Annotated in this window: 14 protein-coding genes; 8 read left to right on the forward strand and 6 right to left on the reverse strand. The window is 71.2% G+C overall.

Features of this window, described 5'->3' with window-relative positions; genetic code table 11:
• Positions 1–94 precede the first annotated feature (94 nt).
• The 5 genes from fasR (at position 95) to fabF (ending at position 5,046) form a co-directional block, all read left to right on the forward strand.
• Positions 95–1,300 (forward strand): fatty acid biosynthesis transcriptional regulator FasR, encoded by a 1,206-nt coding sequence (gene fasR / locus ABZ624_RS20725; RefSeq protein WP_360090653.1) that lies wholly within the window; start codon positions 95–97, stop codon positions 1,298–1,300.
• 89 nt (positions 1,301–1,389) lie between these two features.
• Positions 1,390–2,316, forward strand: a complete 927-nt coding sequence (locus ABZ624_RS20730) for an ACP S-malonyltransferase (RefSeq protein ID WP_360090656.1) — start codon at positions 1,390–1,392, stop codon at positions 2,314–2,316.
• 11 nt (positions 2,317–2,327) lie between these two features.
• A complete protein-coding gene (locus ABZ624_RS20735) occupies positions 2,328–3,359 on the forward strand; it encodes a ketoacyl-ACP synthase III (protein WP_360090659.1) in 1,032 nt (343 codons plus the stop codon).
• 80 nt (positions 3,360–3,439) lie between these two features.
• Positions 3,440–3,688: an acyl carrier protein gene (locus ABZ624_RS20740; RefSeq protein ID WP_018545314.1), complete on the forward strand. Its 249-nt coding sequence runs from the start codon at positions 3,440–3,442 to the stop codon at positions 3,686–3,688.
• A gap of 86 nt (positions 3,689–3,774) precedes the next feature.
• Positions 3,775–5,046 (forward strand): beta-ketoacyl-ACP synthase II, encoded by a 1,272-nt coding sequence (gene fabF, locus ABZ624_RS20745; protein WP_360090662.1) that lies wholly within the window; start codon positions 3,775–3,777, stop codon positions 5,044–5,046.
• A gap of 67 nt (positions 5,047–5,113) precedes the next feature.
• Here the strand turns inward: fabF and ABZ624_RS20750 are convergent, their stop codons facing one another.
• The gene (locus ABZ624_RS20750) at positions 5,114–5,608 is read right to left on the reverse strand and encodes a DUF3145 domain-containing protein (protein ID WP_360090665.1); all 495 of its coding nucleotides are present in this window, start codon (positions 5,606–5,608) and stop codon (positions 5,114–5,116) included.
• A 265-nt stretch (positions 5,609–5,873) separates the two neighbouring features.
• Between ABZ624_RS20750 and ABZ624_RS20755 the strand changes: the two genes are divergently transcribed.
• Positions 5,874–6,767, forward strand: coding sequence for an SGNH/GDSL hydrolase family protein (locus ABZ624_RS20755; RefSeq protein ID WP_360090668.1), 894 nt, complete (start codon positions 5,874–5,876; stop codon positions 6,765–6,767).
• A gap of 49 nt (positions 6,768–6,816) precedes the next feature.
• On the opposite strand, the gene ABZ624_RS20760 is transcribed toward ABZ624_RS20755, so the two are convergent.
• The 5 genes from ABZ624_RS20760 to ABZ624_RS20780 form a co-directional block, all read right to left on the reverse strand.
• The gene (locus ABZ624_RS20760) at positions 6,817–7,725 is read right to left on the reverse strand and encodes a hypothetical protein (protein ID WP_360090671.1); all 909 of its coding nucleotides are present in this window, start codon (positions 7,723–7,725) and stop codon (positions 6,817–6,819) included.
• 142 nt (positions 7,726–7,867) lie between these two features.
• Positions 7,868–10,309 (reverse strand): glycoside hydrolase family 3 C-terminal domain-containing protein, encoded by a 2,442-nt coding sequence (locus tag ABZ624_RS20765; RefSeq protein ID WP_360090674.1) that lies wholly within the window; start codon positions 10,307–10,309, stop codon positions 7,868–7,870.
• 113 nt (positions 10,310–10,422) lie between these two features.
• The gene (locus ABZ624_RS20770) at positions 10,423–11,037 is read right to left on the reverse strand and encodes a LysE family transporter (protein WP_360090677.1); all 615 of its coding nucleotides are present in this window, start codon (positions 11,035–11,037) and stop codon (positions 10,423–10,425) included.
• Complete coding sequence (locus tag ABZ624_RS20775; RefSeq protein WP_360090680.1) at positions 11,034–11,837, reverse strand: EI24 domain-containing protein; 804 nt, start codon at positions 11,835–11,837, stop codon at positions 11,034–11,036. Before ABZ624_RS20775 ends, ABZ624_RS20770 begins: the two co-directional genes overlap by 4 nt.
• Positions 11,838–11,857: 20 nt before the next feature.
• On the reverse strand, positions 11,858–12,295 hold the full coding sequence (locus tag ABZ624_RS20780; RefSeq protein ID WP_360090683.1) for a MarR family transcriptional regulator: 438 nt from the start codon (positions 12,293–12,295) through the stop codon (positions 11,858–11,860).
• Between the two features lie 89 nt (positions 12,296–12,384).
• On the opposite strand from ABZ624_RS20780, the gene ABZ624_RS20785 reads away from it, so the two are divergent.
• Entirely contained in the window at positions 12,385–13,383 is a 999-nt protein-coding gene (locus tag ABZ624_RS20785; protein ID WP_360090686.1) for an NADP-dependent oxidoreductase, read from the forward strand.
• Positions 13,384–13,478: 95 nt separating this feature from the next.
• Positions 13,479–13,898, forward strand: coding sequence for an organic hydroperoxide resistance protein (locus ABZ624_RS20790; protein WP_360090689.1), 420 nt, complete (start codon positions 13,479–13,481; stop codon positions 13,896–13,898).
• Positions 13,899–13,988: the final 90 nt, after the last annotated feature.

Below are 13,988 nucleotides of genomic sequence, written 5' to 3' on the forward strand. Positions count from 1 at the left end.
CGCGCACCACGGTAGACCCGCGTGGGACCGCGCACGCCCCTCACCCCTGACCCGGCGGAACACGTCCGCGTCCGGATAAGGCAGTCTTGTCCCCGTGCCCGAACCCGAATCCCACCGCAGCGATCCCCACGCACACGCCGTCCACCCGCACGCCGCGACCCTGAAGCGGCTGGAGAAGTCCTCCGGGTCTCTCGCCGCACAGGCCATCGCGCGGATGGACGAGACCCTGCCGTGGTACCGGGCCATGCCCCCGGAGAACCGTTCCTGGATCGGGCTGGTCGCCCAGGCGGGCATCGCGGCCTTCACCGAGTGGTTCCGGCACCCGGACGCCCCGCAGGCGATCTCCACCGATGTCTTCGGCACCGCCCCGCGCGAGCTGACCCGGGCCATCACACTGCGCCAGACCGTGGAGATGGTGCGGACCACGATCGAGGTCATGGAGAGCGCCATCGACGAGGTGGCCGCTCCGGGGGACGAGAGTGTGCTGCGCGAGGCTCTGCTCGTGTACGCGCGGGAGATCGCCTTCGCCACCGCGCAGGTGTACGCCCAGGCCGCCGAGGCACGCGGTGCCTGGGACGCGCGGCTGGAGTCGCTGGTCGTCAACGCGGTGCTGAGCGGGGAGGCGGACGAGGGCGCCGTCAGCCGGGCCGCCGCCCTCGGGTGGAACTCGCCCGAGCATGTGTGTGTGGTGCTGGGAACGGCGCCGGACGGCGACAGTGAGCTGACCGTCGAGGCCATTCGCCGGGCCTCCCGGCACGCCAAGCTCCAGGTGCTCACCGGGGTGCTCGGGGACCGGCTCGTCGTCATCGCCGGGGGAAGCAACAACCCGCTCGCCGTGGCCAAGTCGCTGATCGGGCCCTTCGCCGCCGGACCGGTGGTCGCGGGGCCGGTCGTAGCCGATCTGCTGGCCGCGACGCGGTCCGCGCAGGCCGCCGCCGCGGGCCTGAAGGCGTGTTCCGCCTGGCAGGACGCACCGCGGCCGGTGCTGGCGGACGATCTGCTGCCGGAGCGCGCGATCGCGGGCGATCCGAGCGCCCGCGAGCAGCTGGTGGAGGAGATCTACAGACCGCTGGAGGAAGCGGGCTCGGCTCTGCTGGAAACGCTGAGTGTCTATCTGGAGCAGGCGAGCAGCCTGGAAGGCGCGGCCCGGATGCTTTTCGTTCACCCGAACACCGTGCGCTACCGGCTCCGACGTGTGACAGACGTCACCGGCTGGTCGCCTTCGGATGTACGATCCGCCTTCACACTGCGGATCGCGCTGATCCTAGGGCGTCTGGCCGACGGCGAGACCCAGGCATAGGGTTTTGTCGGGGCCCCACAAAAGCCCTTCGTGTTCTTCGTCCCTGTCCCCACGGGCGGCCGTGGCCGTCCCCAAGAGAGAGTGTGAGAGTGCTCGTACTCGTCGCTCCCGGCCAGGGCGCCCAGACGCCCGGCTTCCTGACCCCCTGGCTCGAACTGCCCGGTGCCGCCAACCGTGTGGCCGCCTGGTCGGACGCCCTCGGACTGGACCTGGTCCACTACGGCACCCAGGCCGACGCCGACGCCATCCGTGACACCGCGGTGGCCCAGCCGCTGCTGGTCGCCGCCGGCATCCTGTCCGCCGCGGCACTCGGTGACATCACGGAGATCGCGCCGGGCGCGGTCGCGGGTCACAGTGTCGGTGAGATCACCGCCGCCGCCTTCGCCGGTGTCCTGGACGACACCGCCGCGCTGGGCCTCGTACGCAAGCGGGGTCTGGCCATGGCCGACGCCGCCGCGATCACCGAGACCGGCATGTCGGCGCTGCTCGGCGGCGACCCCGAGACCTCGGTCGCGCACCTGGAGAGGCTGGGCCTGACCCCGGCGAACATCAACGGCGCGGGCCAGATCGTCGCGGCGGGCACGCTGGAGCAGCTGGCCGCGCTGAACGAGGACAAGCCCGAGGGGGTCCGCAAGGTCGTCGCGCTGAAGGTCGCCGGCGCCTTCCACACCCGCCACATGGCTCCCGCCGTCGAGACGCTGGCCAAGGCCGCCGCGGAGCTGACGCCCGCCGACCCCAAGGTCCCTTACGTCTCCAACAAGGACGGACGGACCGTGGCCACCGGCGCCGAGGTGCTGGACCGGCTGGTCGGACAGGTCGCCAACCCGGTGCGCTGGGACCTGTGCATGGAGACCTTCAAGGAGCTGGGCGTCACCGCGCTCATCGAGGTGTGCCCGGGCGGCACCCTGACCGGCCTGGCCAAGCGGGCGCTGCCCGGCGTCACGACGCTGGCCCTGAAGACCCCCGACGATCTCGACGCGGCCCGCGCGCTCATCTCCGAGCACGCCGGCGCCTAAGGAGCCCGTACATGGCGAAGATCAAGCCCAGCAAGGGCGCCCCGTATGCGCGCATCCTCGGTGTCGGCGGCTACCGGCCGACCCGGGTGGTGCCCAACGAGGTGATCCTGGAGAAGATCGACTCGTCCGACGAGTGGATCCGCTCGCGCTCCGGCATCGAGACCCGGCACTGGGCCGGTCCCGAGGAGACCGTGGCCGCGATGTCGGTCGAGGCGGCCGGCAAGGCGATCGCGGACGCCGGCATCGACGCCGAGCGGATCGGTGCCGTGGTCGTCTCGACCGTCTCGCACTTCAGCCAGACGCCGGCGGTCGCCACCGAGATCGCCGACAAGCTGGGCACGAACAAGGCCGCCGCCTTCGACATCTCGGCCGGCTGCGCGGGCTTCGGCTACGGCCTGACCCTCGCCAAGGGCATGGTGGTGGAAGGTTCCGCCGACTACGTGCTCGTCATCGGCGTGGAGCGGCTCAGCGACCTGACCGACCTGGAGGACCGGGCCACGGCCTTCCTGTTCGGCGACGGCGCCGGCGCGGTCGTCGTCGGCCCCTCGCAGGAGCCGGCCATCGGCCCCACCGTGTGGGGCTCCGAGGGCGACAAGTCCGAGACCATCAAGCAGACCGTCCCCTGGGACCGGTTCGCCATCGGTGACGTCTCCGCGCTGCCCCTCGACAGCAAGGGCAACGTCAAGTTCCCCGCCATCACGCAGGAGGGCCAGGCGGTGTTCCGCTGGGCCGTGTACGAGATGGCGAAGGTCGCCCAGCAGGCGCTGGACGCGGCCGGGATCAGCCCGGAAGAGCTGGACGTCTTCATCCCGCACCAGGCCAACGTGCGGATCATCGACTCGATGGTGAAGACCCTCAAACTGCCGGAGCATGTCACGGTCGCCCGGGACATCCGCACCACCGGCAACACCTCGGCCGCCTCGATTCCGCTCGCGATGGAGCGGCTTCTGGCGACCGGGGAGGCGAAGAGCGGCGACACCGCACTCGTCATCGGCTTCGGGGCGGGTCTCGTCTACGCCGCCACGGTCGTTACCCTCCCCTAGGCACTCCGTGCCGGATCTTGCGTCCGGCACGGGGACAACTGCCACAAACCGTCTGGAACATCGAAGAAGGAGCGCCTGACATGGCCGCCACTCAGGAAGAGATCGTCGCCGGTCTCGCCGAGATCGTGAACGAGATCGCCGGGATCCCCACCGAGGACGTCCAGCTGGACAAGTCCTTCACCGACGACCTGGACGTCGACTCGCTGTCCATGGTCGAGGTCGTCGTCGCCGCCGAGGAGCGCTTCGACGTGAAGATCCCGGACGAGGACGTCAAGAACCTCAAGACCGTCGGTGACGCGACCGACTACATCCTCAAGCACCAGGCCTGAGCCACCCCTCGGTCCTGAAGGCTGCAAGGCCCCGCCACCCGGCGGTGGCGCCGTAGAATCCCGCATCTGTTGGAGAAAGAATTCCCGTGAGCCCGACCAATCGCACCGTGGTCGTCACCGGTATCGGCGCAACCACACCGCTGGGTGGCGACGCAGCCTCGACCTGGGAGGGTCTGGTCGCCGGCAAGTCCGGCATCAAGCCCCTGGAGCAGGACTGGGCGGCCGATCAGGCCGTCAAGATCGCGGCCCCGGTCGCCGTGGAGCCCACCGAGGTCATCCCGCGGCCGCAGGCCCGCAAGCTGGACCGCTCGGCGCAGTTCGCGCTGATCGCGGCTCAGGAAGCCTGGAAGGACGCCGGCTTCACCGGCAAGGCCGGCGAGGACGGGTCCATCGACCCCGACCGGCTGGGCGCGGTCATCGCCTCCGGCATCGGCGGCGTGACGACCCTGCTGGACCAGTACGACGTGCTGAAGGAGAAGGGCGTCCGCCGCGTCTCCCCGCACACCGTCCCCATGCTGATGCCGAACGGCCCCTCGGCCAACGTGGGCCTGCTGGTGGGCGCCCGTGCGGGTGTGCACACGCCGGTCTCCGCGTGCGCCTCGGGCGCCGAGGCCATCGGCTACGCCATCGAGATGATCCGCACCGGCCGCGCCGACGTCGTCGTCGCCGGCGGTACGGAGGCGGCCATCCACCCGCTGCCGATCGCCGCGTTCGGCAACATGATGGCGATGTCCAAGAACAACGAGGACCCGCAGGGTGCGTCGCGTCCCTACGACGTCGACCGTGACGGCTTCGTCCTCGGCGAGGGCGCCGGCGTGATCGTCCTGGAGTCCGCCGAGCACGCCGCGAAGCGCGGGGCGCGCGTCTACGCGGAGGCCGTCGGACAGGGCGTCTCCGCCGACAGCCACGACATCGTGCAGCCGGAGCCCGAGGGCCGCGGCATCTCGCACGCGCTGCAGAACCTGCTGGACAACACCGACCTGAACCCCGCCGAGATCGTGCACGTCAACGCGCACGCCACGTCGACGCCGGCCGGTGACATCGCCGAGCTGAAGGCGCTGCGGAAGGTGTTCGGCGACGACGCGGACCACATGGCGGTCTCCGCGACCAAGTCGATGACCGGGCATCTGCTCGGTGGCGCGGGCGGCGTGGAGTCGGTCGCGACCGTGCTCGCGCTGTACCACCGGGTGGCGCCGCCGACGATCAACGTCGAGAACATCGACCCCGAGGCGGAGGCCAACGCGGATGTCGTCCGCGGGGAGGCCCGCAAGCTTCCGGTCGAGGGCCGTATCGCCGCGCTGAACGACTCGTTCGGCTTCGGCGGCCACAACGTGGTCCTGGCGTTCAGGACCGTCTGAGAAACGTGAGTGAGGGCCCCTGCCGCTCGGCAGGGGCCCTTTCGCGTGCGGCACCGGCCGCGGGGACTCACACCACCTGGTGCAGCCAGCGGACCGGGGCGCCTTCGCCGGCGTATCTGAAGGGTTCCAGTTCGTCGTCCCAGGGCTTGCCGAGGAGCTTGGCGATCTCCGCCTCCAGGTCGGTTTCGCCGCGGTGGGACCGCGTCAGCGCCGCGCGCAGGCGGTCCTCGGGGATGAGGATGTCGCCGTGGATGCCGGTGACGGCGTGGAAGATGCCGAGGTCGGGAGTGCAGCTGTAGCGCTCACCCTCGGCGGTCGGGCAGGGCTCCGCGGTGACCTCGAAGCGCAGCAGGTGCCAGCCGCGCAGTGCGGAGGCCAGCTTGGAGGCCGTACCGGCCTCGCCCTGCCAGGAGAACTCCGAGCGCCAGGTGCCGGGGGCCGCGGGCTGCCGGATCCAGTCGAGGTTGACGCGCGTGCCGAGCACCCCGGCGATGGCCCACTCGACGTGCGGGCACAGCGCGCGCGGCGCGGAGTGCACGTACAGAACTCCACGTGTCGTCACCGGAACCTCCGGGCAGAGCGGGACATCTTGCGGACTGGCTGGCGGCAGTGGCACGACGGCCGCGCTGATGGCGAGGCTACCCTGCGGCGGTGCAAGGAGTGTGACGTACCGTCGGTCCCGCTGCCGGGAAACCTCCGCCATTCACCCAGGGGGACGCTTGTACGGGGGTACTCCGTTCCAAGGTGGCGGGTCGGGAACCCTCGCACGTTGTTATGGAAGGAAGCACCGGAAGCACTGGATTCGACGACGAGGGGATCACCAGGGGATGCGGAAGCGAAGCAGCCATGGGCGGGCCGCTGCCGCCGTCGTGGCGGCCGCCGTGCTGTGCGTCGCCGGATGCGACGCCGGGGGCGGCAGTTCGCCCGCGCCCGAGGGCACCAAGGCACGCGCCGCCAGGCCCGCACCGGTGTGGAACCGCAGCCCGGACTCGATCGCCGCGGTCGGCGACTCCATCACGCGCGGCTTCGACGCGTGCACGGTGCTGTCGGACTGCCCCGAGGTGTCGTGGGCGACCGGCAGCGACGCGAAGGTCGACAGCCTGGCGGTGCGCCTGCTCGGGGTCAGGGGCGCTGCGGAGCGCAGCTGGAACTACGCGCAGACCGGCGCCCGCATGGCGGACCTGCCGGGGCAGATGGCCCAGGCGGCGGCCCGCGGCCCGGAGCTGGTGACGGTGATGGTGGGCGCGAACGACGCCTGCCGTGCGTCGGCGTCGGCGATGACCCCGGTGGCCGACTTCCGTGCGCAGTTCGAGGAGGCGCTGCACACCCTGCGTGCGGCGCGGCCGAAGACGCAGGTGTACGTGGCGAGCGTGCCGAACCTGAAGCGGCTGTGGTCCGAGGGCCGGGCCGATCCGCTGGGCAAGCAGGTGTGGAAGCTCGGCATCTGCCCGTCGATGCTGTCCGACGCGGACGACCTGACCAGCGCGGCCACGCTGCGCCGGGACCAGGTGCAGCGGCGGGTGGTGGAGTACAACAAGGTGCTGAAGGAGGTCTGCGGCAAGGACCGCCGCTGCCGTTTCGACAACAACGCGGTGTACGACTACCGCTTCGACGCCGACCAGCTCAGTCACTGGGACTGGTTCCACCCCAGCAGGGACGGCCAGGCGCGGCTCGCGGCGATCGCGTACCGGACGATCATCGCGCCCCGTCCGGTTGCCTAGGCACCGGTCAGGTGTTCCGGTCCGGGACGGGGTACGCCTTCTCGGTCCGTCAGCCGGTCTCGCCGCGCATCCGCTTGGCCGCCTTGCCCAACAGCGACATCGCGCCACCGCAGATCAGCAACGTCGAGCCACCGGCCACGACCGGCCCGACGGAACCACCCTTGATCCCCTCCCCCGTCACGGTCGTGGCCAGCACGAAGATGATCGAGTACAGGCTCCGCCCCACCTTCGCCCCGGCCGGAATCACCTGGAGCAGCTGCGGAATGGTGGTCGCGGCGGCCAGCGCCATGCCGAACGGCAGGGCCGCGCCCAGTGACAGCGCACCGAAGCCGAGCGAGTTGCCGTACGCGCCCCAGCCGACGCCCTTGTAGAGCAGATAGCCGGTCGCGGCGAGGGAGAGCAGGACCAGCAGGCCGTTGAGATAGGCGGCCTGGGTCGCGGCCTTGCGGGCGCCGGGCAGATGCGCGGCGGGGGAACGCCAGGCGTCGGCCGTGACGAGCCGCAGCTGCCGCTTGAGGGCCTGCATCTGCAGCAGCGAGAAGACACCGAAGGCCAGCAGGCCCAGTCCGGCGAGCGCCGCCAGGAAGCCGAGGGGCTGCCGCGTGATGCCGTAGTGGACCCCGCCGAAGGTGAGCGGGATGCCGAGGACCATGCCGTAGGCCATCGGTTTGGACTTGGCCTGGATTTTCAGTGCCAGATCACGCTGGGCCGGGCTGAGGTTCGGGTCCAGCCGCATCCGTCCCTCGCCGACGTGCTGGGCGGGCGGTTGGGGGGACGGCTGGGGCGGGTAGGGCTGCTGCGGGTACCCCTGGGGCGGATACGGCTGCTGGGGGTAGCCCTGTGGCGGATACGGCTGTTGGTACTGCGGCGGGTACGGCTGCTGGTACTGCGGCTGCTGCCCGTACGGGCCCGTCGGCTGCTGCTGGCCGTACGGCCCCGGCTGCTGGCCTGGATACACGATGTCTCTCCCCCGTGCCCGGTGTCACCCGGTGTCTTGCGGTGTTCGCGGGCCGGGAGTCTATCCGTACGCGGAGGTGACGAGCCCCGGTCCAGGGGTCAGGTCCCGGACCGGGGCTGCTCGTGGGGGGACTTGTCCCGGATCAGACGTTAATCGGTGCGGCGAGCCTGCGGTCCGCGATCGAGCGTCCGACGGCGATCTCGTACGAACCCTTCACAACCGCCCACGTCTTCGCCTCCTCGTCCCAGACCTCGAAGGCGCGGCGCGGCACGGCGACCGTCACCTCGACGCTCTCGCCGGGACCGGCCTCGGCGGAGGCGAAGCCGGCCAGCTGCCGGGCCGGGCGCTCGGGGCCGGGCCCGGCCGGGGCGACGTAGACCTGGACGACCTCGCGGCCGGGGCGCTCGCCCGTGTTGCGCAGGCGGATGCGCGCGGTGGTGCCGTCGATGTCCAGGGACTCGTAGGTCCAGTCGGTGTAGCCGAGGCCGTGGCCGAACGGGTAGGCCGGGGTGCGGGCGGCCCTCTCCCAGGCGCGGTAGCCGATGAAGACGCCCTCGGCGTAGTGCAGTTCACCGTCCGTGGGGACGACCTGGGTGACCGGGGCGTCGGCGAGGGAGCCCCAGGTGGTGGGGAGCCGGCCGCCGGGCTCGTGGGTGCCGGTGAGGACGTCGGCGAGGGCGGCGCCGCCCTCCTGGCCGGGGAACCAGCTGAGCAGGACGGCGGCGACCTCGTCGCGCCAGGGCAGTTCGACCGGGGAGCCGGAGTTGACGACCACGACCGTGTGCGGGTTGGCGGCGGCGACCGCGCGCACCAGGTCGTCCTGGCGGCCGGGGAGCCTCAGGTCCGTGCGGTCGAAGCCCTCGGACTCGACACGGTCGGTGGTGGCGACCACGACGACGGCCGTGTCGGCGTTCCGCGCCGCTTCGACGGCCTCGGCGATCAGTTCGTCGGGGTCGCGCTGCGGCTCGGCGTGGGCGAGCGTGAAGGCGACGACCTTCATGGGGATGTCCTCGTTGAGCCGGACGACATGGGTGAGGGAGACGTCGACCGGCTCGCCGGCGGTGAGTTCGGCCTGGGCGCGGGGTACGGGGGCGCCGAAGAAGGCCTCGAAGGGGTCGTCCCTGCCGAGGCGCTGGACGTCGTCGTGGTACGTCGTCCCGTCGATGGTGAGGGTGAAGCGGCCCGTGCCCTTGATGCCGAAGGTGTGCGGGCCGGTCGTGCGCGGGGTGAAGGTGCCGGTGAGCTCGACCGTGTGCAGGGTGCCGTGGGTGACACCCCCGGGGAGGTCGGAGCCCATCCACTGGATGTGGCCGTTCGGCGCGGAGCGGGTGCCGATGACCTGGCCGTCGGTGTCGCGGCAGACGGCGCTGAGCCGGAATCCCCGGTCGGCGACGGCGAGTTCGGTGGCCGGGTCGGCGCCGACGGCGTAGGTGAGGGCGCCTTCGGGGAGTGCGGTGGTGAGGCCGTCGAGCGGGGAGACGGTCCGGGCCGGGAAGACGGTGGCCGAGCCGCCGCCGAGGACGCGGGCGTCGCGGGCGGCGGCGCCGATGAGGGCCACCGTGCCGTTCGGCTTCAGGGGCAGGGCGGCGTTCTCGTTGCGGACCAGGACGAAGGAGCGGCGGGCGATCTCGCGGGCGAGGGCCTCGCCGTCGACGGGCGCGGGCGGTTCGGCCACGACGGGTTCGGCACCGTCGAGGATCCCGACGCGGGCGGCCAGCCGCAGGACGCGTCGTACGGCGGCATCGACGGTGGCCTCGGCGACGTGGCCGTCCCGTACGGCCTGGGCGAGGGCCTCCCCGTAGACGGTCCGCGGCCCGGGCATGGCCACGTCCAAGCCGCCTCCGATGGCGCCGACGGTGTCCCGGGCGGCCATCCAGTCGGAGACGTTGAAGCCGTCGAAGCCCCATTCGCCGCGCAGGACTTCGCCGACCAGGTGGCGGTGCTCGGTCATCGTCGTGCCGTTGACCGTGTTGTAGGCGGTCATGACGCCCCAGGGGCGGGCGTTCTCGACGATGGCTTCGAACGGGGCCAGATACAGCTCGCGCAGGGCGCGTTCGGGGACGACGTTGTTCACGGTGAAGCGGTCGGTCTCGGCGTCGTTGGCGACGAAGTGCTTGACGGTGGTGCCGACTCCGCCGGACTGGACGCCGGTGACATAGCCGCTGCCGATCACGCCGGTGAGATACGGGTCCTCGCTGTAGCACTCGAAGTGCCGGCCGCCGAGCGGTGAGCGGTGCAGGTTGACCGTGGGCGCGAGGAGGACATGGACGCCCTTGCGACGGGCCTCCTGGGCGAGCAGCACACCCGCCCGGCGGGCGAGTGCGGGGTCCCAGGTGGCGGCGAGCGCGGTGGGCGAGGGCAGGGCGACGGAGGGGTCGTCGGCGGTCCAGCGCACGCCGCGTACGCCGATGGGGCCGTCGGACATCACCAGTGACTGCAGGCCGATCTCCGGCAGTGCGGGCAGGGTCCACACGTCCTGGCCGGCCAGCAGCCGTGCCTTGGCGTCGAGGCCGAGCTTGCCGAGAGCGGCCTCGACGACCGCCTCACGGGCCGTGTCGGCCGGGGTGGGCTGGAATCCCGCCATCGCGGTGCCTCCTGGTCGAGGTGTGTGGATGCCTCAATCCTGCCTCCGTCGCCTGCCAGGCAATCAAGACCGCAACCGTCGATCCGCCGCGCGACCGTCGGTCACAGCGCCGTTCAGTGCGACGGCGCGAGCGCGAGGCTGATGCCGAGGCCGGCCAGGACCGAGCCGATCACCTTGTTGAGGATCTTCTGGCCGCGCAGCATCACGGCCCGCATCCGGGCCTGTGAGAAGAACGCGGCGACCACGCCGAACCACAGCAGGTGGGCGAGCGACATGAACAGGCCGTAGCCCGCCTGCTGGTACAGCGGGGTGTCCGGGCTGACGACCTGGGCGAAGGTGGAGACGACGAAGAGGGTCGTCTTCGGGTTGAGCACGTTGGTGAGGAAGCCGGTGCGCAGCGCGGCGAACGGGGTCAGCTCGCGCCGGTCGTCCAGGTCGATCTTCAGCTCGCCGCGGGTGCGGTAGGTGCGGATGCCGACGTGGACGAGGTAGGCCGCGCCGATCAGCTTGATCACCGTGAACAGGGCGGTGGAGGAGGCGATCAGCAGGCCGACGCCGAGCAGGGTGTAGGTGACGTGGACCAGGACTCCGGCGGCGACGCCCGTGGCGGCGAGCAGGCCGGTGCGGCGGCCGTACAGATAGCTGTTGCGGACGATCATCGCGAAGTCGGCGCCGGGGGCGATCACGGCGAGGACCGTGATGACGGCGACGGCGAGTATCTGGGTCATGGGGTGACGTCCTCCGGTTGGGGCTCCCCGTCGGGAGCGGAGTCGTCGTCGGCGCTGTCCTCGCCCAGCAGGTCGCGCGCGAGCAGCGTGGCGCCCGCGACCGCGCCCGGCATCAGGAACACCGCGACGAACGGGACCAGGAAGGCCAGGCCGAGGGGCGTGCCGAAGCCCCAGACCAGGGTCTTGCGGGAGCGGAGCAGGGTGAGCCGGGCGGGCAGGTCGACGCCCCGGCGCTGGAGGGCCACGGCGGCCAGTTCCTCGGTGAGGAAGAAGCCGGTGACGAGGAAGCCGAGCACGGGGACGACGGTCTGGCCGACGAACGGCAGGAAGCCGAGGGCGAAGAGCAGCACGCCCCACAGCGCGGCCCGTACCAGGATGCGCAGACTGTCGCGGGCGGAGATCCACAGCTCGCGCCAGAGCGGCAGGTCCGACCGCGGGGCGGTGCCGTCGGGCGAGACACCGGCGTCGACCTGCTCCGACAGGTTCTCGTAGAAGGGCTGGCCGACCAGCAGGGTGACGGCCGTGAACGTCAGCACGGCCAGCAGCAGTCCGAGGGCGAACAGGACGACGGTCAGAAAGCCGCGGAACAGGCCCTGCCAGGGGCTGGACCAGTCGTCCGCGAACGGGGTCGCCCAGGTGACCGCGTCCTCGCCCCACACGGCGAGCGCGACCAGCGCGGCCGTGTAGAGGACCAGGGTGATCAGCCCGGGCAACAGCCCGAAGCCGTACTGGCGGCCGTGCCGGGCCATCCAGCGCTGCCCCTTCAGCAGATAACCGAATCCCGCCCCAAGATCGCGCATGGCGGGAACTCTACCGAGTCTCAGCCGGCCAGCATGCGGCGCAGCAGATCGCGCAGGGAACGGCGTTCGTCCTCGGAGAGGCCGGCGAGGGGTTCGCGGGCGAAGTGGAGGCCCTCGCGGAGGTCGCGGGCGACGCGCCGGCCGTCGTCGGTGGCGGCGGCCACCTTCACCCGGCGGTCGGCCGGGTCGGGGCGGCGTTCCACCAGGCCGCGGGACTCCAGGCGGTCCACTATGCCCGTGACGTTCGACGGCTCGCACTTCAGCTTCTGCGCCAGCTTCCGCATGGGCAGCGGCTCCACCGACAGCAGACTGAGGAGCCGGGCCTGCGGTCCGGTCAGCGCGTGCGCGCCCGCCGCTTCCTCGTAGTCCGCGTAGAAGCGGGCCACTACGTCCCCGATGAGTTCGACGACCTCCATCGTCAAGGCGTCGGGGCGGTGGGTCTTCGGTGGTGTGGCCATACCCACCAGAATAGCGGCTTACTTGACATCCTGAAATATTGAAGCGCATGGTTGTTTTAGGTTCTGAAGTATTCAGGAAAGGCGCTGTCATGATCAACCGCGAGTGGCACCTGCTCAGCCGTCCCGTCGGCTGGCCGAAGCCCGAGGACTTCGCGCTCGTCGAGACCCCCGCCCCGACCCCGGGCGAGGGTCAGGTGCTGGTACGGAACAAGTTCCTCTCCGTGGACCCGTACATGCGCGGCCGGATGTCGGCGGCCAAGTCGTACGTCGCCCCCTTCGAGCTGGGCAAGGTCATGCAGGGCGGTGCGGTCGGTGAGGTGATCACCTCCAACGCCGAGGGCATCGAGGCCGGCGACCACGTCCTGCACTTCTTCGGCTGGCGCGAGTACGCCGTCGTGGACGCGAAGAACACGGTGAAGGTCGACCCCGACGCCGCCCCCCTCTCGACGTACCTCGGCGTCCTCGGCATGACCGGTCTCACCGCCTACGCCGGCCTGCTGCGCACCGCCTCCTTCAAGGAGGGCGACGTCGTCTTCGTCTCCGGCGCGGCCGGTGCCGTCGGCAGCCAGGTCGGGCAGCTCGCCAAGCTCATGGGCGCCTCGCGGGTCATCGGCTCGGCCGGCTCCGACGAGAAGGTCAAGCTGCTGGTCGAGGAGTACGGCTTCGACGCGGCGTTCAACTACAAGAACGGCCCGGTCGCCGAGCAGCTGCGCGAGGCCGCGCCCGACGGCATCGACGTGTACTTCGACAACGTCGGCGGGGACCACCTGGAGGCCGCGATCGGTTCGCTGAACCAGGGCGGCCGGATCGCCGTCTGCGGCATGATCTCCGTCTACAACAACACCGAGCCCGCGCCGGGGCCGAAGAACCTCGCCCGCCTCATCCAGACCCGGGGCCGCATCGAGGGCTTCCTGGTCGGCGACCACTACGACCTGCAGCCGGAGTTCGTGCGGAAGGTCGGGCCGTGGGTCGCCTCCGGGCAGCTCAAGTACCGCGAGACGGTCGCCGAGGGCATCGAGAACACCCTGGAGGCGTTCCTCGGCGTCCTGCGCGGCGACAACATCGGGAAGATGATCGTCAAGCTCTAGCCTTCACTGAACTTCCGGCATGCGGTAACTTCATTCCGAAATCCGTCGTCGATCGTGGGCGCGAGTCGCGGCGGACCGAGGAGGAGGACCACCGCATGCCCATCACGCAGTCCGACGTCCTGTACACCGCCGTCGCCACCGCCGAGAACGGCCGTGACGGCCGGGTCGCCACGGATGACGGCCGACTCGACGTCGTCGTGAACCCGCCGAAGGTAATGGGCGGCAGCGGGTCCGGGACCAACCCGGAGCAGCTGTTCGCCGCGGGATACTCCGCTTGCTTCCAGGGCGCGCTGGGCGTTGTCGCCCGCGCCGAGGGGGCCGATGTCTCCGGGTCGACCGTCACCGCGAAGGTCGGGATCGGCAAGAACGACGACGGGTTCGGGATCATCGTGGAGATCTCGGCGAGCATTCCCGGCGTCTCCGCCGAGGTGGCGCGGGAGCTCGTCGAGAAGGCTCACCAGGTGTGCCCGTACTCGAAGGCGACGCGGGGGAACATCACCGTGACGCTTGCCTGACGGCGGTCGTTGCGATTACCGGCAGCCGCACCCCTGGACGTGGGGTGCGGCTGTTGTGTCGTGCGTCTGCCGGGTGCGCCGCGTCTTCGG

The organism is Streptomyces sp. NPDC007205 (assembly GCF_040634095.1).
In the GTDB taxonomy this organism is placed as follows: domain Bacteria; phylum Actinomycetota; class Actinomycetes; order Streptomycetales; family Streptomycetaceae; genus Streptomyces.